Raw genomic sequence first — 26,048 nt, 5'->3', positions numbered from 1 at the left:
TACGCGGGTGGGGCCGTACCCCCCTACGCATGTGCGGCAAAAGAAAAGGGCAAGGAGCAACCTCTCCTTGCCTCTCTCAACGTATAGCGCGCCGGGGGGCTTGCCGCAAGGCCCGGGGTACGTCGCAGAATCGTCTGCCGATGCCACGGCCTGCGGAAATGGGGAAGAACGTGCGTGTGCCGGGAAAGGCAACCAGGGATCAGGATCAGCCCCACGACCGCCTCGGAGGTGGCGCGATGAGCGAGCGGTACGTGCTGGATCTTCGGGAGGTGGACGAGACGCGGGTCGCCGTCGTCGGCGGCAAGGGCGCGCATCTGGGCGGGCTGTCGCGGATCGACGGGATCCGCGTGCCGGTCGGCTTCTGCGTGACGACGGGCGCCTTCCGGCGGGTCATGGCGCAGGTGCCGTCGATCGACGAGCCGCTCGACCGGCTGTCGCGCGTGAACCCGGACGACCGGGAGACGATCCGCACGCTCAGCGTGCAGGTGCGCCGGGCCGTCGAAGGGACCGCCGTCCCGGACGATCTCGCGGCGGCGATCACCCGCGCGCTCGCCCGGCTCGGCGAGCGGGCCGCATACGCCGTGCGATCCAGCGCGACGGCCGAAGACCTGCCGACGGCCTCCTTCGCCGGCCAGCAGGACACGTACCTGAACGTCGTGGGGCCCACGGCGATCCTCCGGCACATCAGCCGCTGCTGGGCCTCACTGTTCACCGAGCGCGCCGTGACCTACCGCCGGCGCAACGGCCTCGATCACCGTACGGTCCACATGGCCGTGGTCGTGCAGCGGATGGTCTTCCCGCGGGCGTCCGGCATCCTGTTCACCGCCGACCCCGTCACGGGCCACCGGAAGGTCGCCACCGTGGACGCCGGCTTCGGCCTCGGCGAGGCCCTGGTCTCCGGCCTGGTGAACCCGGACGTCTTCAAGGTGCGGGACGGCGAGGTCGTCGCGAGGACCATCGCCGCCAAGCAACGTGCCCTTCAGGCCGCGCCGACGGGCGGTACGCGGGAAGTGGCGATCGACCCGCGGCGCCAGGAACAGCCGGCCCTGACGGATGGGCAGGTCGTGGAGCTCGTGCGGCTCGGGCGGCGGATCGAGGCGCACTTCGGCCGCCCGCAGGACGTCGAATGGTGCCTGGTCGACGACGGCTTCCAGATCGTGCAGAGCAGGCCGATCACGACCCTGTTCCCCGTCCCCGAGCCCGTCGCCGAGAGCGGCGACCAGGAGAACCGCGTCTACGTCTCCGTCGGTCACGGGCAGATGATGACCGACCCCATGAAGCCCCTGGGCCTGTCCATGTGGCAGCTGACGGCCATGGTGCCGATGTTCGAGGCCGGCGGGAGGTTGTTCGTCGACGTCACCCGGCGCCTGGCCTCGCCCGCGAGTCGCGCCGGACTGCTGGATGTCCTGGGGAGGGGCGATCCGCTGATCAGGGATGCGTTGGAGACCGTCCTCGACCGGGACGACTTCCTGCCGTCGCTCCCGGACGCCGCCCCCGGCGGGCCGCCGGCCGGCGGCCCGCCCGCTGCTCCCGCCCCGATCGAGACCGATCCGGCCGTCGTCACCGAGCTCATCGAGCGCAGCCGGGCATCCCTCGCCGCTCTGGAGCGTGACATCCGGACGAAGACCGGACCGGCCCTGTTCGACTTCCTGCTGGAGGCCTTCGAGGAGCACAAGCGGGTCCTCGGCGATCCGCTGAGCATTCAGGCGATCATGGCCGGGATGGAGGCGACTTGGTGGCTCAACGACAAGCTGCTGGAGTGGCTGGGCGAGAAGAACGCCGCTGACACGCTCACGCTGTCCGCCCCCGGCAACGTCACCTCGGAGATGGGCCTCGCGCTGCTCGACGTCGCCGACGTGATCCGCCCGCACGCGGAGGTCGTCGCGTTCCTCCAGGACGTCGAGGACGAGGACTACCTGGACGAGCTGGCGAAGCTCCCGGGCGGGGCAAAAGCGCGCGCGGCCATCGAGGCCTATCTCGACCGGTACGGCATGCGTTGCGTCGGCGAGATCGACATCACGAGGCCGCGGTGGCGCGAACGCCCCAGCACGCTCGTGCCGGTGATCCTCGACAACGTCAGGAACTTCGGGCCGGGCGCCGCCGAGCGGCGCTTCGAGCAGGGGCGGCAGAAGGCGGAGCGGAAGGAACAGGACGTGCTGTCCCGGCTGCGCGCCCTGCCGGACGGGGAGCACAAGGCCGACGAGACCAAGCGGATGATCGACCGGGTCCGGACCTTCATCGGGTACCGGGAGTACCCGAAGTACGCGATCATCAGCCGCTACTTCGTCTACAAGCAGGCCCTGCTGGCGGCCGCCGAGCGCCTTGTGCGGGCCGGCGTGCTCGCCGAGCGGGAGGACGCCTTCTACCTCACGTTCCAGGAACTCCACGACGTCGTGCGCTCGAACCAGGTGGACGGCCGGCTCATCGACCGGCGTAAGGACGCGTTCCGTTCGTACCACGCGCTCACTCCGCCCCGGGTGCTCACCTCGGACGGCGAGGCCCTCACGGGTGCGTACCGGCGCGACGACGCGCCGTCCGGTGCCCTGGTCGGCCTACCGGTGTCCGCCGGGACCGTCGAGGGAAGGGCCCGCGTCATCCTCGACATGGCGGAGGCCGACCTCGAAGCGGGCGACATCCTGGTCACACCCTTCACGGACCCCAGCTGGTCACCCCTGTTCGTCACGGTCGCGGGCCTGGTGACCGAGGTGGGCGGCCTGATGACCCATGGCGCGGTGATCGCCCGGGAGTACGGACTGCCCGCCGTCGTGGGCGTGGAGCAGGCCACCCGGCGGATCCGGGACGGTCAGCGGATCCGCGTGCACGGGACCGACGGGTACGTCGAGATCCTGCCCTGACCCGGTGCCCCGCGGCCGCTCTCCCCGGCGCGTCCTTCCGGGGAGAGCGGCTGGTGTCGCGAGTACGGCGGGTTCTCAGGGATACGACACCACGGTCGACGGCACCGTCGAGGTCCCCGACGTCGGCGACCCCGTGTCGTTGATGACGCACTCGTACTGCCCGTTGCCACCCAGCGACACGACGAGCAGGTTGTGGAAGCGCACCCCGGGTCGCACGGGCGCGGCGAAGCCGTGGTGCTGCACGATCGTCGGGTCGACGTTGTAGTAGCAGTAGCTGCCCAGTCCCCAGCCCTCGTGCGTCGTCACACCGTCGCCGACCTTGTAGGCGGCGTACCCCTTGAGGGAGCCGTTCTGGATGGCGGCCTGGTTCGGGGCGTCGTACGCCTTCTCATTCTGGAAGAAGATCGTGCGGCCGCGCTGGCCGTTCCACTGCACGTCGTACTTGTTGAAGTGCTCCACGAACAGGCCGGTCGCCAGCACGTCGTCGCCGTTGACGACGACGCCGTAGTCCGCCCGGTTGGTCTCCCAGCCGACGCCCTCGCCGTGGTCGGCGCGCCACACCCAGGTGTGGTCGACGATCGTGTGCCGGCTGTTGATCACCATGCTGGTGGTGGCCTTGCCGGGGCCGGCGCCGCCGATGCGGACGAACACGTCCTGGACCGTGGTCGGGTTGGCGGAGTGGTCCCGGGACGCGCCCCGCGGCCCGATCTCCAGCAGGGTCGCGGAGTTGACCGGTCCGGCGTCGACGAGGAACCCGGCGAGGCGGACCCCGTCGACGTCGGCGACCTTCACGGCCGTGACGCCGCCGTCGGGGATGAGGGTGGCGTAGCCGAGGCCGAGGACCACGGTGTTCGCGCGGTTGACCTGGATCGGCCGGTCGAGGTGGTAGATCCCCGGCGTGAGGAGGAGGTGCAGTCCCTGCGTGAGCGCCTCGTTGAGGGTGGCGGCCGAGACGCCGGGCCGGGCGACGTAGAACTGCGACAGCGGCAGCGAGGTGCCTCTCGGAGTGCCGTTGCCCCAGGTCACACCGCGGGCGTTGGTCCGTTTCTCCGGGAGGAAGACCCGGTAGTCGTTGCCCTGGAGGTACAGGAACGGCTTCTCGCGCGAGATCGGCGTGGTGTCGAGCGTGGTGTACGGCGGGTTGGGGAAGCTCTGCGCGGGGGCGCCCTCGACGCCGGAGAACACCATGTTCCACACGCCGTTGAGCCAGCTGCCGATCGCGCTGTCGCGGGTGTACCACTGCTGCTGCGAGTACGGTCCGACCTGGCCGTCGATCCGGCTGTCCGCGATGTAGCCGCCGCTCGCCCAGCCGTAGCCGGTGGGGGAGAGGTTGAGGCCGCCGCGGACGTGCATCCGGCGGAACGGTGCCGCCTGCGCGACGGCCCACCGGTTGGTGCCGTTGACCGGGACGAGGGCCAGGTTCTCCGCCGACCGCCAGAAGTTCTGCGTCGCGTTGCCGTTGAACCAGCCGGCGTCGACGGTGACGTCACCGTTGATGGTGGTGTCGTCGGGGGACAGGCCCAGACCCGCGATCGAGGTGTAGAAGCCGAGCTGGGCGTTGAGGCCGTGGTAGGTGCCGGGCTTGAACAGCAGCGCGTAGCGGCCGGTGCCGAACTGCGCGGACTCCTGCTGCCGGAAGACCTCGTCGAGCCGGGCCTGGATGCCGGGGGTCGAGGGGTCGAAGACGATGACGTTCGGGCCGAGGTCCCCGCCGCCGGGCAGGGCGCGCGGCTTCTTGCGCGCGGTCGGCGCCACGGACGCGGCTGTGGACCCGGCCGCGTCCGGCACCGCGGCGGACGGCGTGGCCACGCCGAGTACCGCCGGAGCGGCCGCGGCCGCGGCGCCCAGCAGTGTGCGGCGGCCGATCGACGGTGGCCGGGAATCCGGGGAGGAAGCAGACATGGCGGCTCTCCTTGTTCAGGAAGTGAACATGGTGGGGTGTGGGAGCGCTCTCTCGCCGGTGAATGGTTCATCTGTAAAACGGTGGAGTCAAGACTTTGGACCAGAGTCCGGCGACTGCGTCAAAAGCCTTGACGCGGGCTCTCCTTGGGGCTTAACTCACGCTCTAAATTAAGCAGCAGTACTCCCGGAAGGGACACCTGGAGCCATGCGCACAACGCGAGCCGCGGCCGTAGCTGCCGTCACCATGTCTCTCGCCCTGGCCGCAACGGCCTGCGGAGGCGGTTCGTCCACCGATGGCGGGGGGTCCAACGACTCGCCGAAGACCCTCACCTACTGGGCCTCCAACCAGGGCGCCAGCATCGAGGTGGACAAGAAGGTCCTCCAGCCCGAACTCGACAAGTTCGAGAAGCAGACCGGCATCGAGGTGAAGCTGGAGGTCGTGCCCTGGTCGGATCTGCTCAACCGGATCCTCACCGCGACCACCTCAGGGCAGGGCCCCGACGTCCTCAACATAGGCAACACCTGGAGCGCGTCCCTCCAGGCCACCGGCGCACTGCTGCCGTGGAACGCCGAGAACCTCGGCAAGATCGGCGGCAAGGACCGGTTCGTCGACTCCGCGCTCGGCTCGACCGGCGCCGAAGGACAGGACCCGGCGGCCGTGCCGCTGTACTCGATGTCGTACGCGCTCTACTACAACAAGAAGATGTTCGCCGACGCGGGCATCTCCAAGCCGCCGGCCACCTGGGAGGAGCTGGTCGCCGACGGCAAGAAGCTGTCCAAGGGCGGCAAGTGGGCCCTGGGGGTCGAGGGCTCGAACCCCTCGGAGAACATCCACCACGCCGTCGTCTTCGCCAAGCAGCACGGCGCCGACTTCTTCACGGCCGACGGCAAGCCGGACTTCACCTCCGACAAGGCGGTCGAGGGCGTCAAGCAGTTCGTCGACCTGATGGCCAAGGACAAGATCATCGCGCCCGGCAACGCCGAGTACGCGCAGAACCAGTCCGTCAGCGACTTCGCCAAGGGCAAGACGGCGATGCTGCTGTGGCAGTCCGCCTCCGCCAACCTCAAGTCGCAGGGCATGAGCGAGGACGCCTACGGCATCGCGCCCGTGCCCGTGCAGTCCGGCACCCCCGGCACCGGCACGAGCGTCAACTCCATGGTCATGGGCATCAATCTGGCCGTCTTCAAGAACACCGACAACGTCGACGGCGCCACGAAATTCGTGAAGTTCATGACCAGCGACGACGAGCAGAAGATCCTCAACGAGGCCTACAGCTCGATCCCGCCGGTCAAGGGCGCGCAGGCGGACGAGTCCTTCAACACCCCCGCGAACGCTGTCCTGAAGGACACCCTCGCGCAGAGCGCCATCGCGGCACCGCAGGTCGCCGACGAGTCCCAGTTCGAGACGGCCGTCGGTACCGCCATCAAGGAGCTGTGGGCCGACGCCGCCGCCGGACGCCCGGTGACCACCGACTCGGTGAAGGCGGCGCTGGAGAAGGCCCAGCAGCAGATGCCGACGAAGTGAGCACGATGACGACCACGGTTCCCGCCAAGGCCGAGGTGCGTCAGAGCTCCCCCGGGACGGCGGACGGCCCCCGCCGCCGTCCCGGGCGGATCCGCCGCATCGGCCTGCCGTACCTGCTGCTTCTGCCCGCCCTGCTCCTGGAACTCCTGGTCCATCTGGTGCCGATGGTGATCGGCGTCCTGATGAGCTTCAAGGAGCTCACCCAGTTCTACATCCGTGACTGGACCACCGCGCCCTGGAACGGCATCGACAACTACCGGATGTCGGTGGACTTCAACGCCCCCGTCGGGGAGGCGCTGCTCCACTCGTTCCTGGTCACGCTCGCCTTCACGCTGCTGTCGGTCGGCCTGTGCTGGCTGATCGGCACGGCCGCCGCGATCTACATGCAGGACACCTTCCGCGGCCGGGGCCTGCTGCGCGCCCTGTTCCTGGTGCCGTACGCGCTGCCCGTCTACACGGCCGTGATCACCTGGGTGTTCATGTTCCAGCACGACAACGGCCTGGTGAACCACGTCCTGCACGATCAGCTCGGCCTCACCGACAAGCCCTCCTTCTGGCTCATCGGCGACAACAGCTTCATCGCGCTGCTGACGGTGTCGGTGTGGAAGGGCTGGCCGTTCGCCTTCCTCATCGTCATGGCCGGCCTGCAGAACATCCCGAAGGAGCTGTACGAGGCCGCCGCGCTCGACGGCGCCGGCATGTGGCAGCAGATCCGCCGCATCACCCTGCCGTCGCTGCGCCCGGTCAACCAGGTCCTCGTCCTGGTGCTGTTCCTGTGGACGTTCAACGACTTCAACACGCCGTACGTCCTGTTCGGCAAGACCGCGCCACAGGCCGGGGACCTCATCTCGGTGCACATCTACCAAGCCAGCTTCGTCACCTGGAACTTCGGCACCGGTTCCGCGATGAGCGTGCTCCTGCTGCTGTTCCTGCTCGTGGTGACGGGCGTCTACCTCGTCCTCACCTCGCGCGGACGGAGGACCAAGAATGCGTAACTCGCCCATGGCACCGCCGCGTTCCTTCCTGTGGTCCCGGCGGATCTTCCTCACCCTGCTCACCGGCTTCGTCCTGGTCCCCGTCTATGTGATGGTCTCCAGCTCGCTGAAGCCGCTCGCGGACGTCACGGGCAAGTTCCGCTGGCTGCCCAGCAGTCTGACCATCCGCCCCTACATCGACATCTGGTCGACGGTGCCGCTCGCGAAGTACTTCGTGAACTCGCTGATCGTGGCGGGCGCGGCGACGGTCTGCTCGGTGGTGATCGCGGTCTTCGCGGCGTACGCCGTCAGCCGCTACAGCTTCCGGGGCAAGCGGGTCTTCACGGTCACGGTGCTCTCCACGCAGATGTTCCCGGGCATCCTCTTCCTGCTCCCGCTGTTCCTGATCTACGTCAACATCGGCAACGCCACCGGTATCGCCCTGTTCGGCTCGCGCGGCGGTCTGATCCTGACGTATCTGACCTTCTCCCTCCCCTTCTCGATCTGGATGCTGATCGGGTACTTCGACTCGGTGCCGCGCGATCTGGACGAGGCGGCGCTGGTCGACGGCTGCGGACCGCTCGGCGCGCTGTTCCGGGTGGTCGTGCCGGCCGCGATCCCCGGCATCGTCGCGGTCGCCGTCTACGCCTTCATGACCGCCTGGGGCGAAGTGCTCTTCGCGTCCGTCATGACCAACGACACCACCCGCACCCTCGCCGTCGGCCTCCAGGGCTACTCCACGCTCAACGACGTGTACTGGAACCAGATCATGGCCGCCTCGCTCGTCGTCAGCGTGCCCGTGGTGGCGGGCTTCCTGCTGCTCCAGCGCTATCTGGTCGCCGGCCTGACCGCGGGCGCCGTCAAGTGACCCGTCCGGTGATCCACACCCCCCGTTCCGAGAGGATTTCTGTGTCCGACCGTATCGACCTCGCCGCACTCCCGAACGACTTCCTGTGGGGCACCGCCACAGCGGCGTACCAGATCGAGGGAGCCGCGGCGGAGGACGGCCGCTCGCCGTCGATCTGGGACACCTTCTCGCACACCCCCGGAAAGATCGACAACGGCGACAACGGTGACGTCGCCTGCGACCACTACCACCGCTGGCGCGAGGACATCGGTCTCATGCGCCGACTCGGCACCAACGCCTACCGGTTGTCGGTCGCCTGGCCGCGCGTCGTGCCCGGTGGGGACGGCCCGGTGAACGCCAAGGGCCTCGCCTTCTACGACGAGTTGGTCGACGGACTGCTGGAGGCGGGCATCGCCCCCTCCGTCACCCTCTACCACTGGGACCTGCCGCAGGCACTCCAGGACCGCGGCGGCTGGCCCGAGCGGGCCACCGCCGAGCACTTCGCCGAGTACGCCTCCGTGGTCGCCGCCCGGCTCGGCGACCGCGTCACCCACTTCGCCACCCTCAACGAGCCCTCCTGCTCGGCCTGGATCGGCCATCTGGAGGGCAAGATGGCCCCGGGTCTGACCGACCTCACGGCCGCTGTCCGCGCCTCCTATCACCTCCTCCTCGGCCACGGGCTGGCGACACAGGCGATCCGCGCCGCCGCGCCCGGCGCCGAGGTCGGCATCGTCAACAACCTGTCCACGGTGTACGCGGCCGGCGACCGCCCCGAGGACGAGGCCGCCGCCCGCCGCCAGGACGGCCACGTCAACCGCTGGTGGCTCGACCCGGTGCACGGCCGCGGCTTCCCGGCCGACATGGTCGAGACCTACGGCGTCGAACTCCCCGAGCAGACCGGTGACCTGGAGACGATCGCGGCCCCGCTGGACTGGCTCGGCCTGAACTACTACTTCCCGGCCCACGTCGTCGACGACCCGGAGGGCCCGGCGCCGTACGCCCGCTCGGTCCGCCGCCCCGACGTGCCGCGCACCGGCATGGACTGGGAGATCGACGCGAGCGGCATCGAGACGCTGCTGCTGCGCCTGACCGAGGAGTACGGGCCGCGCAGGATCTACGTCACCGAGAACGGCTCCGCCTTCCCGGACGTCGTCCGCCCCGACGGCACGATCGACGACCCCGAGCGCCAGGACTACCTGGTGCGGCACCTGGCGGCGTGCGCCTCCGCCGCCCGCAAGGGTGCCCCGTTGGCGGGCTATTTCGCCTGGTCGCTGCTCGACAACTTCGAGTGGGCGTACGGCTATGCCAAGCGCTTCGGCCTGGTCCACGTCGACTACGAGACCCAGGTCCGCACGATCAAGGGCACCGGTCACCGGTACGCCGACATCGTCCGTGCGCACGGCGCGGGGGCGAAGCGGGCGGCCTGACCCGACCGCGGTGGGCGTGGGGGCCGGAGCCCACGCCCACCGCACCTCCATCAGTACCTCCTCGATCTGTCATGAACACAACATCATCGACGCTCAGGAGAGCCGCATGCCGACCCGCATACCCCGCACCCTGCTCGCCGCCCTCGCGACGACCGCCCTGCTGACCTCGGGCACCGCCCTCGGCGCACCCGCGTCCGCGGCGGCCGCCGCCGTCGCCTGGGACACCGACCGCGCGAACACCGCCTACGCCGCGAACCCGAACGCCGTCACCGCGTCCGGCAGCGAGAACGGCGCCACCGCCGCCGGCCTCGCCTTCGACGGCGACGGCGCGAGCCGCTGGTCCAGCAACTTCGCCGACGACGCCTGGATCCGCGTCGACCTCGGCGCCACCATTCGGGTCGACCGGGTGGTCCTCGACTGGGAGGCCGCCTACGGCAAGAGATACGTCCTGGAGGTCTCGAGGAACGGCACGGACTGGACCCCCTTCTACACGGAGACCTCCGGCACCGGCGGATCGGTCACCGCGCACACCTACCCGCAGGAGGTCACCGGCCGCTACGTGCGCATGCGCGGCATCGAACGCGCCACACCCTGGGGTTACTCCCTCTACTCCTTGAAGGTCTACGGCGGCGAACCGGCCCCGGCGTCGACCACCCGCACGAATCTGGCCCTGAACCACCCGGCGTACTCCAACTTCTACCAACACGCGGGCAATTCACCGGCGTTCGTCACCGACGGCGGCCGGCCCGCTGACCTCAAGGCCGACGCGACCCGCTGGTCCAGTGACTGGAACGCGGACCGCTGGATCTCGGTCGACCTGGGCGCCACGTCCACGATCAACTCCGTGGACCTGTACTGGGAGGCGGCCTACGCGGTCGACTACGAAATCCAGGTCTCGGACGACAACCGCACCTGGCGCACGGTCCACCGGCCGTCGTCCGCCGAGGTCGCCGCCCGCCGCGCGAACGTGAAGTCCCCGGCAGAGGCGGTGGGCGTACACGACACGATCACCCTTGCCTCGCCCGTGACCGGCCGTTACGTCCGCATGCTCGGCAAAGAACGCCGAAGCTTCTACAACCCGGCCCCCGCCACCGCCCAGTTCGGCTACTCCCTCTACGAGTTCGAGGTCTGGGGCACCGGCGGCAGCGCGAACGCGGCGTATCCGGCAGTCCCCTCCGAACAGCCGGGCACCTACCGGACGACCTTCTTCGACGACTTCACGGCCGGGGCCCTCGACCGCTCCAAGTGGCGCGTCGTGCGCACCGGCACCGAGATGGGTTCGGTCAACGGCGAGTCGCAGGCGTACGTCGACTCCGTCGACAACATCCGCACGGAGAACGGCGCGCTGGTCCTGCGGGCGAAGTACTGCAAGGGCTGCACCCAGGCGGGCGGCGGCACCTACGACTTCACCTCGGGCCGCATCGACACGAACACCAGGTTCGACTTCACATACGGCAAGGTCAGCGCCCGTATGAAGCTCCCGGTCGGCGACGGGTTCTGGCCCGCCTTCTGGCTGCTCGGCAGCAACGTCGACGACCCCTCGGTCTCCTGGCCCGCCTCCGGCGAGACGGACATCATGGAGAACGTCGGCTACCGCGACTGGACCAGCACCGCCCTGCACGGCCCCGGCTACTCGGCCGACGGCAACATCGGCGCCCGCCAGACCTTCCCGAACGGCGGCACCGTCGACCAGTGGCACACCTACGCCGTCGAGTGGACGCCGACGGGCATGCGCTTCTACGTCGACGACCGTCTGGTCCAGGAGACGACCCGCAACAAGCTGGAGTCGACACGGGGGAAGTGGGTCTTCGACCACAACCAGTACGTGATCCTGAACCTGGCCCTGGGCGGCGCCTATCCCGCCGGCTGGAACCAGGTGACGACCCCCTACTGGGGCCTGCCCCAGTCGAGCGTGGACCGGATCGCGGGCGGGGGAGTGCAGGCGGAGGTGGACTGGGTGCGGGTGGAGCAGAAGGGCTGACCGGCCCGCGAGCTGCTGGTGAGCAGTGTGGCGGTGGCCCGGTCCGGGTGCTCCGGGCCGGGCCACCGTCTGCCTCATCCGCCGGCGAGCAGGGACTCCAGGGCGTCCGCCGTCGCCGGATGGGCGGCCGTGAGCATGGCCCCGCCCGACGCGTTCGGACCCGTCGCCGTCCCTGCCCACACGCCGTCATAGCCGAGCAAGTCCACCACGGCGTCGCAGGTCGCCGAGTGCGTGGACAGCAATCCCACGCCCGACGGGGACGGGGCCTCGGACTGCGCCCATACGCCGTCGTAGCCGAGCAGTTCCGCCACCGCGTCGCAGGTCGACGGGTGCGCCGTGAGGAGCGCGGCGCCACGGCGGACGTCGGGTGCGGGCTTCGGCCGTGCCGTGGCGAACGGATCCGACTGCGGTATCCGCCACGGCGGTACCCATGTGTCCAGTGCCGCCAGCCGGCCCGGGAAGATGCGACCGGCCTCGCGGATCAGCAGGGGGGCGAGGTCGGACGCGCCCGAGCGCAGGGTGGTGATCAGGAGCGGCAGCCACGGCAGCAGCACCGTGTCCGGCAGCCGCCCGAACGCGTTCGACACCGCCTCCACGACCACGTCCGCCAGCCCCGGCACGGGCTCCAGCGCGTGTACGAAGCCGCTCAGATAGCGCGGATAGGCGGGCACGACCAGCGGATTGTCCAGCAGCTCGTCGCACCGCGCCCGCAGCTCGGCCCGGGACAGTGTGCCGAGCTGCACCTGCGCCGCCCACAGCAGTGCAGTCTTCGACGGCTCGTCGGGGTGCGACTGGGCGACCGCCAGCTCCAGCTGGGTCCGGTCGCAGCCCAGTGAGAGGGCCAGGCTCTCCATGCTGAACAGGAAGCCGAGCATCGCCGCGACCTGCCCGACCGTCGCGTCCTCGTCCCGGAACGCCGTCGGCAGCAGCGTGCAGTAGTGGGCGTAACCCGTCTTGACGAAGGACTCGATCCACGACGGCAGCACCGGCTCGCTGGTGCGGTAGTACGCCAGCAGCGCCCGCACCCGGCGCAGCACCTCCGGCGCGCCGTCCACGCTCCGCTCGGTGGCGAGCAGCTTCAGCGCGTGCGTGCCGAGCTCGTCGGAGAGACGGCGGCTGTTCAAGTACAGGGTCGCGTCCTCGATCGCGGCCAGCACCGTCGCTGTCGTCGCCTGCGCCCCGTACACCTCGCGCCGCAGCCGCTGTTCCAGGACCTGCTCAAGGCTGACACCCTCGTAGCCCAGCTCGATCAATGCCCGCTGATGCGTGCCGAGCGCCAGGTCCCATGACTCCTGGATCGACCGCTCACCGAGCCTGCGCTCACCCATGATCGGCCGTGCCGCACCCTGCGGCATCAGCCTCCGCAGCATCCACAGCACATCGGAACACGCCCGCAGTTCCGGCCGGGACGCCATGTCCAGCAGCGCCCGGCGCACTCCGCGCTGTTCGAGCTTCAGCTCCAGCGGTGCGAGCCGGTCGTACACATCGCGTGCGAGCGGCGGCAGCGAGTCGTAGCCGACCTGGCCGATCCGGTCGCCGCCCATCATGATCTCGACGAGACGCCGCACGTCCCGCCGCCCCGGCACGCTGTCCTTCTCGATGCAGGTGACGGCCGCGTCCTGGAAGTCGTACGGCGTCGGCTTGGCCCGGTCCCGCATGCCGGCGAGCAGGATCGACGTCTCGAAGACGGCGATGGCGTCGGCGGTGGAGGCCAGATAGCCGTTGCGCCGGGCCGCGCGCACGATGTCGACCGACCAGCCGAGCAGTTCGGCCTCGTCCAGAGTGTCGAGCACCGGCGGTCTGCGCAGGAAGCCGGTCAGCTTGTCGGCGGCGACCGCGGACCGCGGCGCCGGGGCAAGGGCGGCGACCGCCGTCTTCTTGGCCGACTTCTTCTTCCCTGCCTGGCCCTCCAGCCGGAACGGCTTCACCCGGGTCCGCTTCAGACTCTTCGCCCACTCGGTCGCCGCGATCGACACCGAGCCCGCGGCGAGCCCGAACTGCGCCTCGATCGCCGCGTGACTGGACGGGATCAGCCCGTACTGCCAGGTGGTGGCGGTCCGTGGACTGATCGTGAACGTGTCCGTGCTGCCGTGCACGCCGAACTCCTCCACGCGGCTCGCCGCGTGGAACGCCCCGCACACATACAGACAGTCGCTCGGATCGGTGCCGCTTGCCGCCAGGTGCTCGCGCATCCGGGTCCACATGTACCGCTCGCGGTCCTCGTCCACCTTGACGCGGGACCCGTCGCCGGGGGCGAGCCGCCGGAACAGGCTGCCGATGAGGAACATGACCTGACGGTAGGTGTCGTGATCGCTGTCCCCGAGCGGGACTTCGACGTACTGGTGCCACCACTCCGACCAGTGCCGCACCTTCCCGTGGCGGAGCAGATGCTCTTCCAACTCCGTGAAGCGCGGCCGCAGGTCGCCGATCTCGACGCCGACGGCCTCGCCGTGCAGCGCAGCCTCGGCGTCTTCCGGAGGGGCGGCCTCCTCCTGCGTGTGCTCGGCTCTCCTGTCCCACTGGAAGACGTGGTCCGAGGACCGGTCGACGAGCACCAGCTCGACGCCCGGGGTGTCCAGGGCGTACGCGATCGCCTGGTACTCGGCGGACGCCTCCGTGACCGGCGCGACGACCGACAGCGGGGCCCAGTCGGCGGGAAAGCCGTCGACGTCGCCTGCGAACGCCTGCACCGCCACCGGCAGTCGGCAGTTGCGCAGCTCGGTCAGGAGCGGGGCCATGTCCTCGCACAACTCCAGGTACACCACCTTGGGCTGCTTCTCGCGCAGCCGGCGGGCCATGGCAAGAGCCGAGGCGGGGGAGTGGTGACAGACGGGGAAGATCTCCAGTGGCTCGCGCACCGCGCGGTCGACGTCGTCGACCATGCCGAGGAGGATGCCCTCCAGGGCGTCGGGCCCGCCCGCGAACGTGGCTGCCGCTTCCTGCAGTTGCCCGCGGAGCGCGGTGAACGACGTGCTCTCCTGGGGGCCGCTCATGACAGAGTGGCGATCGCGTCGCGGCCGCCCTCAAGGAACTCGGGCCAGGAGCCGCCCTCCTCCTTGCTGCGCGGCTCGACGACACCGTGCAGGTACTTGTTGAGAATGGCCAGGTCCTCGGGCTCACGCCGGGTGAGGGAGCCGACGAGGGAGGACGCCAGGGTGCGGGCGGTCAGGGCGCGCTCACCGAAGAAGTTGCTGTGCAGGACGGCGTCCTCCAGCACGCCGATCTGCTCGGCCGTCGACAGCGCGGACTCCAGCTTCTCGTCGTCGCTGCCGGCCGCGGCGGCGGACGCCCGCAGATCGGCGAAGCTCTGGAGCAGCACATCGAGGAGGGTCGGCGGCACGTCGAGGTCGATCGAGTGCCGGCGCAGCAGCTCCTCGGTGCGGAAGCGGACGATCTCCGCCTCGCTCTTCCTGTTCGTCACGACCGGAATGCGGACGAAGTTGAACCGTCGCTTCAGCGCGGACGACAGGTCGTTGACACCCCGGTCGCGGCTGTTGGCGGTGGCGATGATCGAGAAGCCGGGCTTGGCGAAGACGATGTTGTCGTCACCGCCGCCGCTCTCCAGCTCGGGGACGGAGATGTACTTCTCGGAGAGGATCGAGATCAGCGCGTCCTGGACATCGCTCGTGGACCGGGTCAGCTCCTCGAAGCGGCCGATCGAGCCGCCCTCCATCGCGGTCATGATCGGCGAGGGGATCATCGACTCCCGTGACTGGCCCTTGGCGATGACCATCGACACGTTCCAGGAGTACTTGATGTGGTCCTCGGTGGTCCCGGCCGTGCCCTGCACCACCAGCGTCGAATTGCGGGAGATCGCGGCGGACAGCAGCTCCGCCAGCCAGCTCTTGCCGGTGCCGGGGTCACCGATGAGCAGCAGACCGCGGTCGGAGGCAAGGGTGACGATGGACCGCTCGACGAAGCTGCGGTCGCCGAACCACTTCTGCGACACCTCCCGGTCCAGTCCGTCGGCACGCTCGGAACCGAGGATGAACAGGCGGACCATCTTCGGGGACAGCCGCCACGAGAACGGCTTGGGGTTGTCGTCGATCGACTCCAGCCAGTCGAGCTCCTCGGCGTACTTGATCTCGGCAGGGGCGCGCAGCAGGTCTGACATGAAGGGAAAGCCTTTCCGTACGGTGATCACAACGGGACGTGGACGTACGCCGGTTGATCAGGTCAGAAACGTCTTGAGCTCGTGCACGAGCTTCTTGATGTGGCCGGAGATCACCGGCGTACCGAGGTCCTTGAACTTCTCCCGGAACCACGGGTTGACGCTGCCGCGCCCCGAACTGGTCACCGAACCCACCGGGATGAACTTCGCCCCCGAGCGGTGGACGGCGGCCATGCTCTCGAACAGCTCGTCCGTGCGCCATTCGTAGAAGTCGGAGATCCACACCACGACGGTGTTGCGCGGCTCGGCGATCTTCGGCTGGGCGAGTGCCATGGCGACGGTGCCGTCGGTGCCGCCGCCGAGCTTGGTCCGCAGCAGCGTCTCGAACGGGTCGTGCGCCCAGGGCGTCAGATCCAGCGCCTGTGTGTCGTACGCGATGAGGTGGACGTCCACCTTCGGCAGCCCGGCGAAGATGGACGCCAGGATGGTGCAGTTGACCATCGAGTCGACCATCGAACCCGACTGGTCCACGACCACGATGAGCCGCTGAGGTGTCGTCTTGCGGCTGGTGTGCCGGTAGTAGAGGCGGTCGACGTAGAGCCGTTCCCCCTCCGGGTCCCAGTTGGTGAGGTTCTTCCAGATGGTCCGGTCGAGGTCGAGGTTGCGGAAGACCCGCTTGGGCGGCACGGACCGGTCGATGTCACCGACCGTGGCCTTCTCCACCTGGGTGCGCAGCACCTGGGCGACCTCGTCGACGTAACGGCGGATCAGCGACTTGGCGTTGGCGAGGGCGACACCGGAGAGGTTGTCCTTGTCGCGCAGCAACTGCTCGATCAGGGACATGCTCGGCGTCAGCCGCGAGGCGAGCGCGGGGTCGGCCAGCACCTCGCGCAGATGCATGCGCTTGACGAGACCGGCCTCGAGGGAACCGAGCTCCGGCCCGATCTCGGGGATCAGACGGCTCAGGTCGGGCGTGGGTCCGCCGAAGCCGGTTCCGGTGGGGCTGACGCCCGGCCCGCCTCCCGCACGGCCGGCACCGCCACGTCCGCCGCGCAGCTCGCCGGGCCGGCAGCCCAGTGCCCGCTCCAGCCATCCCGCGTCGGACTGCCAGCGCGCCAGCTGCTCGGCGGTGACGGTGCCGGAGCCGGTCGCGAAGACGTTCAGCAGCACCTTCGACACGAGCGCCGCGCGTCGCACCTCGGCGGCCCGGTCACGCTCACCGTCCTCGTCCGGCGCGGGTGCCATCAGTCCGTCGAACTCGGCGGCCAGCTCGGGATGCCGCTGCACGACGGAGTCGACGGACGCCCCCGGGTCGAGCAGCGCGGACGGCAGGCCGATGTCCTCGACCACGGCGAGACTCGCCGACTCCAGTCCTGCCTGCTCCTCGGGGTCGAACAGCCGGGCCAGCAGACGCCAGTACAGCACCTGCCGGCGGTTCTCCTCCGCATCGGGCGCGGGCGCCCCTTCGATGGTCTGCTCGCTCATTTCCGCAGCAGCCTCCCCGCCCGTTCGCGCAGCACGGTGACGGCGTCGGTGGCGGCCTTCTCGGCCCGGACGCCGGCCTTGTCGGTCGTCCCTCCGGCCCAGGCCCCGGCGTGCACGGCGACGGACTTCTTCCGTACGCTCCGCTCGACGGCGAGCGGCTGGACCAGAAACTCCCCGGCGTCCCAGCGGAGCAGCCCGACACACGCGGCGGACGAGGCGACCACCTCGGGCGTGAGCGGTCCGGCGGCCGGAACCCGGTCGGTGTCGACGGCGAGACGCTGCCCTGCCACCTGGAACGCCACCCCGTCCTCGCCCTCCTCCACGGCATACCCCTCCAGCAGGACGGGCACGGCGATACGCGCCGGATGCCGGTCGAGCGGCGCGGTCGGGAAGGCGGCGGCGGTGGGCAGCGCCACCCGCGCGGTGGCGAACACCTCGGCGGGCTCACCCGTACGGGCCCGGGCGTCGTCCCAGATCAGATCGCCCTCACAGGTGACGGGCATCGCGTCGAGCTCCATCGCCCGCCCCTCACTCACCGCGGCCAGCAGGGACATGTGCGGCCGCAAGAGCTGCCACAGCCCGGCGCCGACGACGGTGTCGGGCTTCGGCGCGGACACCGAGGCCCGCACCAGCCGCGGTGTGCCACCGCCCGCCGGTTCGAACACGGCATGGACCTGCGCCTGTACGGCGGTGGCATGCTCCTGCACGTCGACACCGAGCGGCAGCAGACGGCCGGTCGCCTCGGTGACGCCGGGAGCGGAGGCCGCCGCTCCGGGCACCGTCAGCAGCATGGCGCGCGACCACAGATCGGCCCACCGCCGCACCGGAACCCGCTCCAGGGTCGCTCCCGGGCAGGAGGCGGCCAGCTCGGCGGCGAAACCGTCCAGCAGTGTGGCCAGGCGGCGCAGCGCGGCGTCGGGCAGCATCGCGGACACGACGGGCGCCGCCCCGCCGACGAGTTCATGATCGATGCCCTGCCATCCGGCCCGTGCGACGTCGCACAGCCAACTACGCGCTGCGGTCAGCAGATTGACCGCGTGCTCGGCATCGCCGGCCGTGGCGGCGCTCTGTTCGTCCCGGGGCCGCCCGACCGCCTCCTCGACGCGCAGGACCAGCGCGTCGTGCACGGAACCGAGCAGGGCCGTGCGAGCGGCGGCGAGCGCGACGAAGTGATCCTCGCCGGCGGCCCCGGCAGCGGTCTTCTCGGCGGCCTCGGCGACCCGCGCCGCCAGCGGGGAGCCGGCGACGGCCTCGGCGAGCACGGCCAGCCCGTGGGCCTGGGCGGGCTGCGGACGCAGCAGACCGGCGACCAGCACTTCGTCGAAACCGTCCACAGCGGCGAGGACTTCATCGAGCCCGTCGACGGGGTCGGTCAGCAGATCGGCACGCATCAGGCCACCGCCCTCGTCGTCGGGAACCACTGCATCTCGGGCAACGGGGGGGTGCTCGGGGCGAGTTCGAGATACGCCAGATGCCGCAAGAACCGGCTGAACACCTGAGCCGCGGCCGAACTGTCCCCCTGCCCCGGCCGAACGGCGGTCATCGCATCGGTGAGGGAGCCCGCGTCGGCGGACGCGCCGTCGGAGACCTCGACCTTCAGATAGCGGGCCACACGCTCGACGCCGTACTGAAGCACCGCCTCACTGATCAGCGCACGTATGTGGTTGCAGAACCACCCGCGCGCCCCGCCACAGGGACGGTTGTTGTTGGTGCTGCACGCGAAGGCGTACGTCCCCGCCTCGACCGACGACACATACACCCGCCCGATGTCCGACCCACTGGACACCACACCCTGCAACCGTCCGTCGGCCAGCTCCACGAAGGGCACCTTCGCGAGCTTCCGAGGCCGCGCGGACGGCACGACCCGCGCTGTACTCGACTTCTCCCAGACCGACAACGCACCATCTCCCATGCATGCGAAAGGGGATGTCAACGCCAGAGCGGCGCAACGAGATCAAGGTATCGGCACCCACTGACAACGCCGCCGGCACGGGACGACGGCCGTGGACCGACTGAGGGGTCCTGGAAAAATGTGTATGCCTGGGGATCGTGGCCTGGCACGATGAGGCGCCGCACCAATGCGCCTTGCCGCGGGCCGAGGGCCCTGACCGAAGGGGATCCCATGGCGGACTGGATCTACATCCTCAATCCGCGCAAGGACTCGTTGGACGGGGAGCCGTCCGACAAGGAGACGATGCGGCAAGTGGCGGAGGAGGAGCCGGAACTGGAGCTCTGGCTCAGCCGTCGCTACCGAATGCAGCCCGGCGACCGCCTCTGGTTCTTCTTCGCCCAGCCGGAATCGGCGGTCGCCGCGGTGGCCGAGGTCGATGAGGAACCCCGGGCGGACGACGAGGACCCCGACGTTCCCTACCTGGTCGCGGTGACCATGATCACCGAGGCGACGAAGGCGCTGTACCGCGAGCCGGTCAGCCGTGAGGAACTCGGCCTGGGCCAGGTGCGGTCGGTCCAGAAGGTCAAGCCGGAGGCGTTGCCGGTGCTGCTGGCACGGGCGGGGCTGTGAGACAGCCGGGATGAGAGCCGGTGACCGGGATGTGCGTCAGGGCATCTCGGGACGGACGAGTGCCCGTGCGAAGGGTTCACCGGTACGACGCGCGTGGGCCATCCGCTCACGCACCTCCCGCAGAGTGCGCGGGCGGTAACCGGGCCCGCCGCAGCAACTCTTGTGGAACCGGACGCCTGCGTGCAGCAGCACGGACAGGGTCCGCCAGGCCGCGCGGTCACGGAGGGGTGGCGCGGCGAAGGCGGAGCCGACGTGGATCAGCGGCTCCGCACAACGGGGGCAGATCCGCTCCCTGTCCTTGCCGTACGGCTGCTTGTACGAGGCCCGGCAGGGCAGGCAGACGTACGAGGTCTTCGCGTGGGCCATACCGCCAGAGTAGGCGGCCGCCGGCCCGAACTCGACGGAATTTCGGGCCGGGCATCCCGCACGCTTCCCCGTGGCCGTGGCCGTGGCCGTGGCCGTGGCCGTGTCGTGGCCCCGCCGGCCCTCAGGAGCGGCTCGCGCCCTTGACCGCTCGGTCCCGCCAGAGGCAGTAAACGGCGGCCGGGTCGTCCCAGTTACCGCCATGGGATGGCGGCCACGTGGCCATCGACCAGCCGGAACTGCTGCAATGCGACGGACCTGCCCGTCATGCAGCGCGGCCTTCAGCCCCCTGCCGGGGCTGCCGCAGTCGAGGGCCGCCGGGGACCGGGCAGCTCGGCTGACCTGCCGCGTGGTGATCGGACGGTTCGGCTGAGGCGCTACCGTCTTGGCGGCCGGGTCAGCGTGACCGTGATGTCTCGATCTTGAACATCGGGTGCTCCACGCTGTCGCTGAACTCCAGAGCCCCGGGCTGTGTGTCGGGCACCATCAGCACGGTGGTGCCCCGGACGAACTCGCCGGGACGGGGATCCGGTTCGTTGAGCAGGTTCTCCTTCACGAAGCCGAGTTCCGCGCAGTCTCCGCCGATCTCGTGGTCGATCTGCTTGGTCTCTCCGTCCTTTCCGGTCCAGCGTGCCCGCGTCAGCGGCGCGGTGTCGAACTCCTCGATGCTGGTGTTCTTCACCTTGAACTCAAGGCATACGAATGTGTTCTGCGGATCCGCGGTCTCCGGTGACAGGTACTCGCCCTGGGGCAGGACGTCGGCCTGCCGGTAGTCGGTGAGCGTCACTTCGGCCGAGCTGGCCGGGATGTCGAGGATCTCGTTCGGGGCGATCGCGACAGGGAGCGTCTGCCCCTTCTCCAAGGTGCGGACGTGATTCCCGGACGGGGTCGCGACCGTTGCCTCTGTGGCCGCGGATGCCGACGTGGATGTGGTCTGTGCGGATGGCTCCCGCTGCCGCTTCTGGCTCTCGGAGCCATCACCGCCGCAATTCGTCAGAATGCTCGTGACGGCGATACTCGCCACCACGAGAAGAGTCCGGTGACGAAGGGCCTCCAGCCTTCCTCCCATGACGACGCCTCCTTCCGACGTGCGCCCGTCTTGCCACCAGCTTGCGCCCAGCGGCGAGGAACCGCAGGTCGGAGGGCTGGTGATCAGTCCTGGGGAGCTCGTCCTCAGCACCCGCCACGCGTGTCACCGGGAGGCCCGCCGCTCACTCCCCGGCCGCCCGGGAGCGGTGGAGGCGTCGGAGGCCGAGCAGTTCGGCGACGGCCTCCAGCCAGCGGGCCGTCTCCTCGTCGCCGTCGACCCCGTCGGCGGCGGTGGCCGCGGACTCCAGCCACGCCCGCACCATGGACACCGCCTCATCGCCCGGTACCGGCTCACGCAGCTCGGCCGCGTACCGGACACCCCCGCCGCGTACCACCTTGGCCAGGAAGGCCACCGCACGCGGCTGGATGCCGAGCCGGTCCAGCAGGACGGCGGCGCCCACCGCGCCGTCGCCGAAGAGGGCGGTGCGATGCGGCCCGGCGAAGGAGAGACCGTAACGCAGCATCGTCGGGATGTCCGACTGTGCCAGCTCGTCGTCGGTCCGGCCGGGCGGCGAGGTCAGCGGCGCGGACGTCATGGCTTCCTCACGGTGACGGTGTAGGTGTGGATGGTGGCTCGGTACTTCTCTTGGGGAGTGGGGCTGCCGCTGGGGACAGGGGACGGGGTGACGGGACCGCCGGCATCGCCGCCGCCGGCGCAGGCACCGCGCGGGCACTGGATGAGCCGGATCTTCGTCGTGCCGGGACCGACGGCCTTGAAGTCGAAGGAGTCCGTTCCGCTCCCGCTGCCGACCGCGGCGTCGTCGGCCTCGATCTTCTCCCGCTTGTCCGCGTTCCGGACGACGTCAGGGTCTGGCTCCGGCACGGTCAGGTACCACCACTCGCCCATGGCGGTGTCGACGGAAACGGACAGCGTGAACTTCTCCCCGACATCCACCTCTATGTTCTTCTCGTCCAGCTCATAGGTGTCCGGACCCGTGAGGCCGCAGCCCGCGAGCACGGTCATCAGCAGGGCGGGGAGGGCGAGTCGGCGCAGGACGCTGATCATGACGCTCACTTATCGGTCGGCGGGAATGTGGACGCCGTACGCGTCGGGCATCCGGGAGTCGGAGGCCTTGTCCATGTGGCCGTTGACGAAGTCGTCCTCGCTGACCCAGGTCGTCTGGCCCCACGGGTTGTAGATCTGCAGCATGTCGCCCTCCTGGCCGATCACCATCATCTGGTGCCCGTGCCGGCCCTCCTCGTCGTACCCCTCCACGTTGATGGGGACGGGCTTGCCCTCGGCAACGGACCTCTCGATGTCCGGCAGCACGTCACGGCGCGCGTCCGCACCGCGGACCTCCTGGTACTCGTACGCGCTGCCGGTGTGCGGGCTGATCTCGCTGTTGGCGATCTCGTTCTGCCCGTCTCTGTCCATTCCGTCCGGAACATCGGACCACCAGTGCGTGTAGCTGCCGTCGCCTTCCTCGTGCAGGCGCAGCTGTTCGTCGTGGAGACGGTCGCGGAAGGCGTCCGGGTCGTTCTCCTGCCCGGACGGTCCGCCCGTCAACTCCAGCGCATAGACGGGATCGACCATGGCACGGGCGGTCACGGTGCTCGACGGCACACAGGTGTTGCCCTCCTGCGACCACTTCTCGTCGCCGAACCACTGGTAGTCGGTGTTCTTGTTCGACCCGTCCGCATTGAGCCCCTCTGCCGCCTTGCTGTCGCCGGCCGTGACGACCGGGCTGAGGTGCTGCTGAAGCCAGTGCGGGTCCTTGCCGTGGATCTTGTCCTGAAACTGGCCGACCTGGTCCACGTCATAGCCCCCGGCCAGCGCCTTCACCAGATACGCCCGCTCCTGCGGCGTCTTGGCATCGGCGAGCATCCGCTCGAAGCGGGCCTCGTCCCGCGCGTTCATCTTCTCCATGAAACGGCCGGAACGTTCAAGGTCGTTCGCGGTGAGTAGTTCGTTCTGCTCCTGCGGGCCGCCGTACACGCCGACGTCGGCGAGGACGAGGCGGTCGGCGGCGGAGATGTTGTCGGTGTGCATCTGCCCGGCACGGGCCTCGGCCGCGTACTTGTTCAGCTCCCGCGCCGCCACCCGCGCCGCGTCGTCCGCCTCCTGCGCGGCGTAGTAGAGGAAGTTTGCCCCCGTTCCCGCGATCTCCTGGGCCCGCTCGCGGTCGGCTTCCTCGTCGTCCGTCTCGACCATGTCGTCGAAGAAACCGTCGTCACCGCCGAGCATCGTGCGGGCCTTCCGCAACTGCTCACGGCCGTCGTCGTCCTTGGACTGGGCGGAGGTGAGCGCGTCCGAGAGGTCGTAGAGGGCCCTGGACGCCTTCCGGAACGCCTCGGCCATCTGCTCGGCGGAACGGCCGGCCGCCGCCACCACCTCGGCAGCCTTGGCACCGGTGCTGCCCACCCACACCGACGGAAGCCCTGACGCGGCGACCTTCTCGACCCGGTCCCGTACGTCCGCGGCATCGTCGGCGTGGCTCTTGTAGCGCTGGGCGATGGCGTCCAGCGTGCTCGGGGAACCGACCGGCGCGGAGACACCGAGGAGATTGCCGATGGCCTCCAGCACCGCGTTCTTGCTGTCGGCCGCCGCGAGGTCTCCTATGTAACGGTCGATCTTCTGCTTGCGGTCGGTGGTGGATTCGCCTGCGTCGGCCATGTGGTGAGAGCCCCGCTGTCCTTGCTCAGGTGTCAGGTGTGAGGTGTGAGGTGTCAGGTGGAAGCTCGCACCTCGGCCGGGTGCGCGCGGTGGCCGGTGTGTCGAACTGGGCGGCGTGTGCCGGTCCGTCAGTCGAAGTCGGCGAGGCTCGGCGGAGGCGCGCCCGGGGTAAGGCCCCTGGTCGTCCCCGGGTGGGTAGCGGCGGGTGCGGGCATGGTCGTCAGGCCGCCGTCCGCGCCGGCGGAGTGCAGCGCGACGATGGTGTCGTGGTCGGCGCTCTCGTAGTTCCGCTGGGAGACGCCGACCTTGTCCGCGAGTTCGTGCAGCGCGGCTTCCAGCGTCTTTGCCTCGGCCTGCCAGGCGGCGGCGAAGTTGTCGTACGCGGGGCCGGAGTCCGATCCGCCGAGAGCGTCCGGTGCGTAGCACATCTGGTCCTCCACGGCCTTGCGTATGGCGCCGACGTCGTCGCCCGCCCGGTCGAGCTTTCCGGCCTCGCCGTCCATGCCGCTCGCATGGATCCTGTAGCCGTCCGAGCCCGCACCGGTCATGCTCCCCGCCCCCTGATCTGAACGGCCGAACACCCCCGTGGTGGTCCAGGCCTGCTGACCAGGGATGATACCTGATCACATGTCATGAGCATGTAGCGCGCGGAGCCGTGGTCACGACTCGTCTTCGTCCACCAACTCGTTGATGAGCGGGATAAGTAGGGGATGGACGGAGAAGCCGGACGCGGGTCCGGGGCCCGCGTCGTATTCGGCCTTCAGGACCTGGACGGCCGAGTCGGGAATCTTGCCGCGACGGAACTCGCCTGGTTCAAGTCCAGCTACAGCGGCACCCAGGGTGACGACTGCGTCGAAGTTGCCCTCACCGAACAGGCCATCCATGTACGGGACTCCAAGGATGCGACTCGACCGCACTTCGCCGTCGGGCGTGAGGAGTGGTCGCGGTTCGTGGGGTTCGCGGCAGGGGCCTGAGCCGCGTCGTCCCGGCGGTCGCGTGATGACGCGCGCCACCGGGACGCAAGGGGTCAGTGGAGGTCGGGTCCGCCCGCCTCGACTATCTCGTCGAGCAGACTGATCTCCTCATCGGCGTCGTCCGGGACGTCCGGTTCGGCATCGGGAATCGGTCCGGATGCCTCCTCGTCGGCGAGATGCGGGTACTTGTCCAGGAGGAACCGCCGTCGGTACGCCATCTCGGCGGCGTCGACGATCCCCTCCAGAGTGGTCCAGTTGAGGGTGCCTCCGACTGCAATCCCGAATGCGGGTACGGCCTTGCCGAGTCCCTTCTTGGTGAGGCGAAAGCCGAACGCCTTCGCGAACTGCTGGGAGACCTTGGCGACAACGTGCTCGCTCAGATCCTTCCACGCCTTGCCACGGAAGAGTGCCTGGGTGAGCCGCGAGATGTCGGCCATCGCGGCGTTCTTGGCGGTGGCCGAACTCGCCGTCCCGGCGTTGATGACCGACATCACGAAGAGCTTCTCGGCAGGATCTTCGGGGTCGTAGCCGTAGAACAGCGAGACGTGGCCGACGGCGCGGGACGCGAGTCCGAGGACCGCTGCGGAATCGGCGACAAAGGCGCCGGCGATGGCACCTCCCGAAGGCGCTGCCGCTGCGCCGGCGGAGGCGGCGATGACGAGCTGTCCGCCGGAGATCACAAGTCCCGCACCCGCTCCCGAGAGCGCCGCGGCGGCCGGGTAGTACCAGCTCGCCGCCCGTCCACGGACCGCGTCGATCTGCTCGAGGTCGAGGCGGCGCAGGTCGCGCAGCGATGCGACGTCGTGCCCGCGCTTCTTGTGGAGCGCCACCACGCGCTTGGAGGAGAGCCCCGCTCGCGAGACCCGCCCCACCGTGCGGCGCACGGACTGAACGGCGGTGCCGCTCCAGTCCGGGAGGGCGTCGGCGGCGCTGCGAGCCCCGGCGCCGACCTTGTGAGTGCCCTTGGCGACGATTTCCTGTCCACGCGAAACCGCCGACTTGGCCCGTGGGTGGTTCTCCAGTTGCTTGGCGGCACGCTTGCCGAGTTCCGCGACGCCGTTGGCCGCTCGTTCGCCGGCGTTTCTTATGGCTCGTGACAGTGGGCGGCCCTTGAACCGCTGGATGGCACGCCATGCGTCGAGCTCGTAGTCCGAGGGAAGCGGATTGGGCTGCTGCGGGTACTGCGGGTTGCTCATCGTCCGTGGCGCTCCTGTCTCCGGGGCGAGCTGTCAGGCGGGGTGGCGGGGGCCGTGGCCCGGGGGCGGGGTGAGCGGGGACGTGTAGGTCTCGCCGTCGATGCGGGGCTTCTCCAGGGCAGTCCGGCGCCGGCCATGTTACGGAGGTTCGGCGCGACCACGGGGTGGTGATGACCAGTCTTGG

At 69.7% G+C, this 26,048-nt stretch carries 21 protein-coding genes; 8 read left to right on the top strand and 13 right to left on the bottom strand.

What is annotated here, in order from left to right; all coding sequences use genetic code 11:
- The first annotated feature begins 236 nt into the window (after nt 1-236).
- Nucleotides 237-2,855, top strand: coding sequence for a rifamycin-inactivating phosphotransferase (gene rph, locus ACFPQ9_RS04100; RefSeq protein WP_380846603.1), 2,619 nt, complete (start codon nt 237-239; stop codon nt 2,853-2,855).
- Nucleotides 2,856-2,930: 75 nt separating this feature from the next.
- On the opposite strand, the gene ACFPQ9_RS04095 is transcribed toward rph, so the two are convergent.
- Nucleotides 2,931-4,757 carry a coagulation factor 5/8 type domain-containing protein gene (locus ACFPQ9_RS04095; RefSeq protein WP_380846600.1) on the bottom strand — a complete coding sequence of 609 codons (1,827 nt, stop codon included), beginning with the start codon at nt 4,755-4,757 and terminating at the stop codon, nt 2,931-2,933.
- A 205-nt stretch (nt 4,758-4,962) separates the two neighbouring features.
- Between ACFPQ9_RS04095 and ACFPQ9_RS04090 the strand changes: the two genes are divergently transcribed.
- From ACFPQ9_RS04090 to ACFPQ9_RS04070, 5 genes are all read left to right on the top strand, one after another.
- Entirely contained in the window at nt 4,963-6,282 is a 1,320-nt protein-coding gene (locus ACFPQ9_RS04090) for an ABC transporter substrate-binding protein (protein ID WP_380846597.1), read from the top strand.
- A 5-nt stretch (nt 6,283-6,287) separates the two neighbouring features.
- A complete protein-coding gene (locus ACFPQ9_RS04085; protein WP_380846594.1) occupies nt 6,288-7,277 on the top strand; it encodes a carbohydrate ABC transporter permease in 990 nt (329 codons plus the stop codon).
- A gap of 7 nt (nt 7,278-7,284) precedes the next feature.
- Entirely contained in the window at nt 7,285-8,124 is an 840-nt protein-coding gene (locus ACFPQ9_RS04080; RefSeq protein WP_380848393.1) for a carbohydrate ABC transporter permease, read from the top strand.
- A gap of 41 nt (nt 8,125-8,165) precedes the next feature.
- A complete protein-coding gene (locus ACFPQ9_RS04075; RefSeq protein ID WP_380846591.1) occupies nt 8,166-9,530 on the top strand; it encodes a GH1 family beta-glucosidase in 1,365 nt (454 codons plus the stop codon).
- Nucleotides 9,531-9,636: 106 nt separating this feature from the next.
- Nucleotides 9,637-11,511 (top strand): discoidin domain-containing protein, encoded by a 1,875-nt coding sequence (locus tag ACFPQ9_RS04070; RefSeq protein ID WP_380846588.1) that lies wholly within the window; start codon nt 9,637-9,639, stop codon nt 11,509-11,511.
- A gap of 74 nt (nt 11,512-11,585) precedes the next feature.
- Here the strand turns inward: ACFPQ9_RS04070 and ACFPQ9_RS04065 are convergent, their stop codons facing one another.
- From ACFPQ9_RS04065 to ACFPQ9_RS04045, 5 genes are read right to left on the bottom strand one after another with little or no spacing between them, the layout of a single operon-like run.
- Entirely contained in the window at nt 11,586-14,504 is a 2,919-nt protein-coding gene (locus tag ACFPQ9_RS04065; RefSeq protein WP_380846585.1) for a DUF5682 family protein, read from the bottom strand.
- The gene (locus tag ACFPQ9_RS04060; RefSeq protein ID WP_380846582.1) at nt 14,501-15,625 is read right to left on the bottom strand and encodes an ATP-binding protein; all 1,125 of its coding nucleotides are present in this window, start codon (nt 15,623-15,625) and stop codon (nt 14,501-14,503) included. Before ACFPQ9_RS04060 ends, ACFPQ9_RS04065 begins: the two co-directional genes overlap by 4 nt.
- Nucleotides 15,626-15,682: 57 nt before the next feature.
- A complete protein-coding gene (locus ACFPQ9_RS04055; RefSeq protein WP_380846579.1) occupies nt 15,683-17,107 on the bottom strand; it encodes a vWA domain-containing protein in 1,425 nt (474 codons plus the stop codon).
- Complete coding sequence (locus ACFPQ9_RS04050) at nt 17,104-18,498, bottom strand: hypothetical protein (RefSeq protein ID WP_380846576.1); 1,395 nt, start codon at nt 18,496-18,498, stop codon at nt 17,104-17,106. The genes ACFPQ9_RS04055 and ACFPQ9_RS04050 overlap by 4 nt, the downstream gene beginning before the upstream one ends.
- A complete protein-coding gene (locus ACFPQ9_RS04045; protein ID WP_380846573.1) occupies nt 18,498-19,019 on the bottom strand; it encodes a hypothetical protein in 522 nt (173 codons plus the stop codon). The genes ACFPQ9_RS04050 and ACFPQ9_RS04045 overlap by 1 nt, the downstream gene beginning before the upstream one ends.
- 210 nt (nt 19,020-19,229) lie before the next feature.
- Here ACFPQ9_RS04045 and ACFPQ9_RS04040 point away from each other — a divergent pair, with 210 nt between their 5' ends.
- Nucleotides 19,230-19,628 (top strand): hypothetical protein, encoded by a 399-nt coding sequence (locus tag ACFPQ9_RS04040; RefSeq protein ID WP_380846571.1) that lies wholly within the window; start codon nt 19,230-19,232, stop codon nt 19,626-19,628.
- Between the two features lie 36 nt (nt 19,629-19,664).
- On the opposite strand, the gene ACFPQ9_RS04035 is transcribed toward ACFPQ9_RS04040, so the two are convergent.
- The 6 genes from ACFPQ9_RS04035 to ACFPQ9_RS04010 all read right to left on the bottom strand — a co-directional run bounded on the left by ACFPQ9_RS04035 (nt 19,665) and on the right by ACFPQ9_RS04010 (nt 24,242).
- The gene (locus ACFPQ9_RS04035; protein WP_380846568.1) at nt 19,665-19,994 is read right to left on the bottom strand and encodes a deoxyxylulose-5-phosphate synthase; all 330 of its coding nucleotides are present in this window, start codon (nt 19,992-19,994) and stop codon (nt 19,665-19,667) included.
- Nucleotides 19,995-20,388: 394 nt separating this feature from the next.
- A complete protein-coding gene (locus ACFPQ9_RS04030; protein WP_380846565.1) occupies nt 20,389-20,853 on the bottom strand; it encodes a DUF4352 domain-containing protein in 465 nt (154 codons plus the stop codon).
- 349 nt (nt 20,854-21,202) lie between these two features.
- Entirely contained in the window at nt 21,203-21,616 is a 414-nt protein-coding gene (locus ACFPQ9_RS04025) for a hypothetical protein (protein WP_380846562.1), read from the bottom strand.
- On the bottom strand, nt 21,613-22,086 hold the full coding sequence (locus ACFPQ9_RS04020; RefSeq protein ID WP_380846559.1) for a protease inhibitor I42 family protein: 474 nt from the start codon (nt 22,084-22,086) through the stop codon (nt 21,613-21,615). Before ACFPQ9_RS04020 ends, ACFPQ9_RS04025 begins: the two co-directional genes overlap by 4 nt.
- A 9-nt stretch (nt 22,087-22,095) precedes the next feature.
- The gene (locus ACFPQ9_RS04015; protein WP_380846556.1) at nt 22,096-23,694 is read right to left on the bottom strand and encodes a peptidoglycan-binding protein; all 1,599 of its coding nucleotides are present in this window, start codon (nt 23,692-23,694) and stop codon (nt 22,096-22,098) included.
- A 128-nt stretch (nt 23,695-23,822) separates the two neighbouring features.
- Nucleotides 23,823-24,242, bottom strand: a complete 420-nt coding sequence (locus tag ACFPQ9_RS04010) for a WXG100 family type VII secretion target (protein WP_380846553.1) — start codon at nt 24,240-24,242, stop codon at nt 23,823-23,825.
- A gap of 219 nt (nt 24,243-24,461) precedes the next feature.
- Between ACFPQ9_RS04010 and ACFPQ9_RS04005 the strand changes: the two genes are divergently transcribed.
- Complete coding sequence (locus ACFPQ9_RS04005; RefSeq protein ID WP_380848390.1) at nt 24,462-24,668, top strand: DUF397 domain-containing protein; 207 nt, start codon at nt 24,462-24,464, stop codon at nt 24,666-24,668.
- A gap of 53 nt (nt 24,669-24,721) precedes the next feature.
- Here ACFPQ9_RS04005 and ACFPQ9_RS04000 read toward each other — a convergent pair whose 3' ends face one another.
- Entirely contained in the window at nt 24,722-25,864 is a 1,143-nt protein-coding gene (locus ACFPQ9_RS04000) for an EcsC family protein (RefSeq protein ID WP_380846550.1), read from the bottom strand.
- Nucleotides 25,865-26,048 lie beyond the last annotated feature (184 nt).

Origin of the sequence: Streptomyces coerulescens, assembly GCF_042657965.1 — a bacterium.
Classification (GTDB): Bacteria; Actinomycetota; Actinomycetes; order Streptomycetales; family Streptomycetaceae; genus Streptomyces; species Streptomyces coerulescens.
The sequence above is the reverse complement of the archived record's forward strand: the minus strand, read 5'-3'. Positions and strand labels throughout refer to the sequence as shown.

Excerpts from the sequence above, each read along its gene's own strand:
- rph (WP_380846603.1), top strand. The coding sequence starts at position 237 with ATGAGCGAGCGGTACGTGCTGGATCTTCGGGAGGTGGACGAGACGCGG.
- ACFPQ9_RS04095 (WP_380846600.1), bottom strand. The coding sequence starts at position 4,757 with ATGTCTGCTTCCTCCCCGGATTCCCGGCCACCGTCGATCGGCCGCCGC.
- ACFPQ9_RS04090 (WP_380846597.1), top strand. The coding sequence starts at position 4,963 with ATGCGCACAACGCGAGCCGCGGCCGTAGCTGCCGTCACCATGTCTCTC.
- ACFPQ9_RS04085 (WP_380846594.1), top strand. The coding sequence starts at position 6,288 with ATGACGACCACGGTTCCCGCCAAGGCCGAGGTGCGTCAGAGCTCCCCC.
- ACFPQ9_RS04080 (WP_380848393.1), top strand. The coding sequence starts at position 7,285 with ATGGCACCGCCGCGTTCCTTCCTGTGGTCCCGGCGGATCTTCCTCACC.
- ACFPQ9_RS04070 (WP_380846588.1), top strand. The coding sequence starts at position 9,637 with ATGCCGACCCGCATACCCCGCACCCTGCTCGCCGCCCTCGCGACGACC.
- ACFPQ9_RS04065 (WP_380846585.1), bottom strand. The coding sequence starts at position 14,504 with ATGAGCGGCCCCCAGGAGAGCACGTCGTTCACCGCGCTCCGCGGGCAA.
- ACFPQ9_RS04060 (WP_380846582.1), bottom strand. The coding sequence starts at position 15,625 with ATGTCAGACCTGCTGCGCGCCCCTGCCGAGATCAAGTACGCCGAGGAG.
- ACFPQ9_RS04055 (WP_380846579.1), bottom strand. The coding sequence starts at position 17,107 with ATGAGCGAGCAGACCATCGAAGGGGCGCCCGCGCCCGATGCGGAGGAG.
- ACFPQ9_RS04050 (WP_380846576.1), bottom strand. The coding sequence starts at position 18,498 with ATGCGTGCCGATCTGCTGACCGACCCCGTCGACGGGCTCGATGAAGTC.
- ACFPQ9_RS04045 (WP_380846573.1), bottom strand. The coding sequence starts at position 19,019 with ATGGGAGATGGTGCGTTGTCGGTCTGGGAGAAGTCGAGTACAGCGCGG.
- ACFPQ9_RS04040 (WP_380846571.1), top strand. The coding sequence starts at position 19,230 with ATGGCGGACTGGATCTACATCCTCAATCCGCGCAAGGACTCGTTGGAC.
- ACFPQ9_RS04035 (WP_380846568.1), bottom strand. The coding sequence starts at position 19,994 with ATGGCCCACGCGAAGACCTCGTACGTCTGCCTGCCCTGCCGGGCCTCG.
- ACFPQ9_RS04025 (WP_380846562.1), bottom strand. The coding sequence starts at position 21,616 with ATGACGTCCGCGCCGCTGACCTCGCCGCCCGGCCGGACCGACGACGAG.
- ACFPQ9_RS04020 (WP_380846559.1), bottom strand. The coding sequence starts at position 22,086 with ATGATCAGCGTCCTGCGCCGACTCGCCCTCCCCGCCCTGCTGATGACC.
- ACFPQ9_RS04015 (WP_380846556.1), bottom strand. The coding sequence starts at position 23,694 with ATGGCCGACGCAGGCGAATCCACCACCGACCGCAAGCAGAAGATCGAC.
- ACFPQ9_RS04010 (WP_380846553.1), bottom strand. The coding sequence starts at position 24,242 with ATGACCGGTGCGGGCTCGGACGGCTACAGGATCCATGCGAGCGGCATG.
- ACFPQ9_RS04000 (WP_380846550.1), bottom strand. The coding sequence starts at position 25,864 with ATGAGCAACCCGCAGTACCCGCAGCAGCCCAATCCGCTTCCCTCGGAC.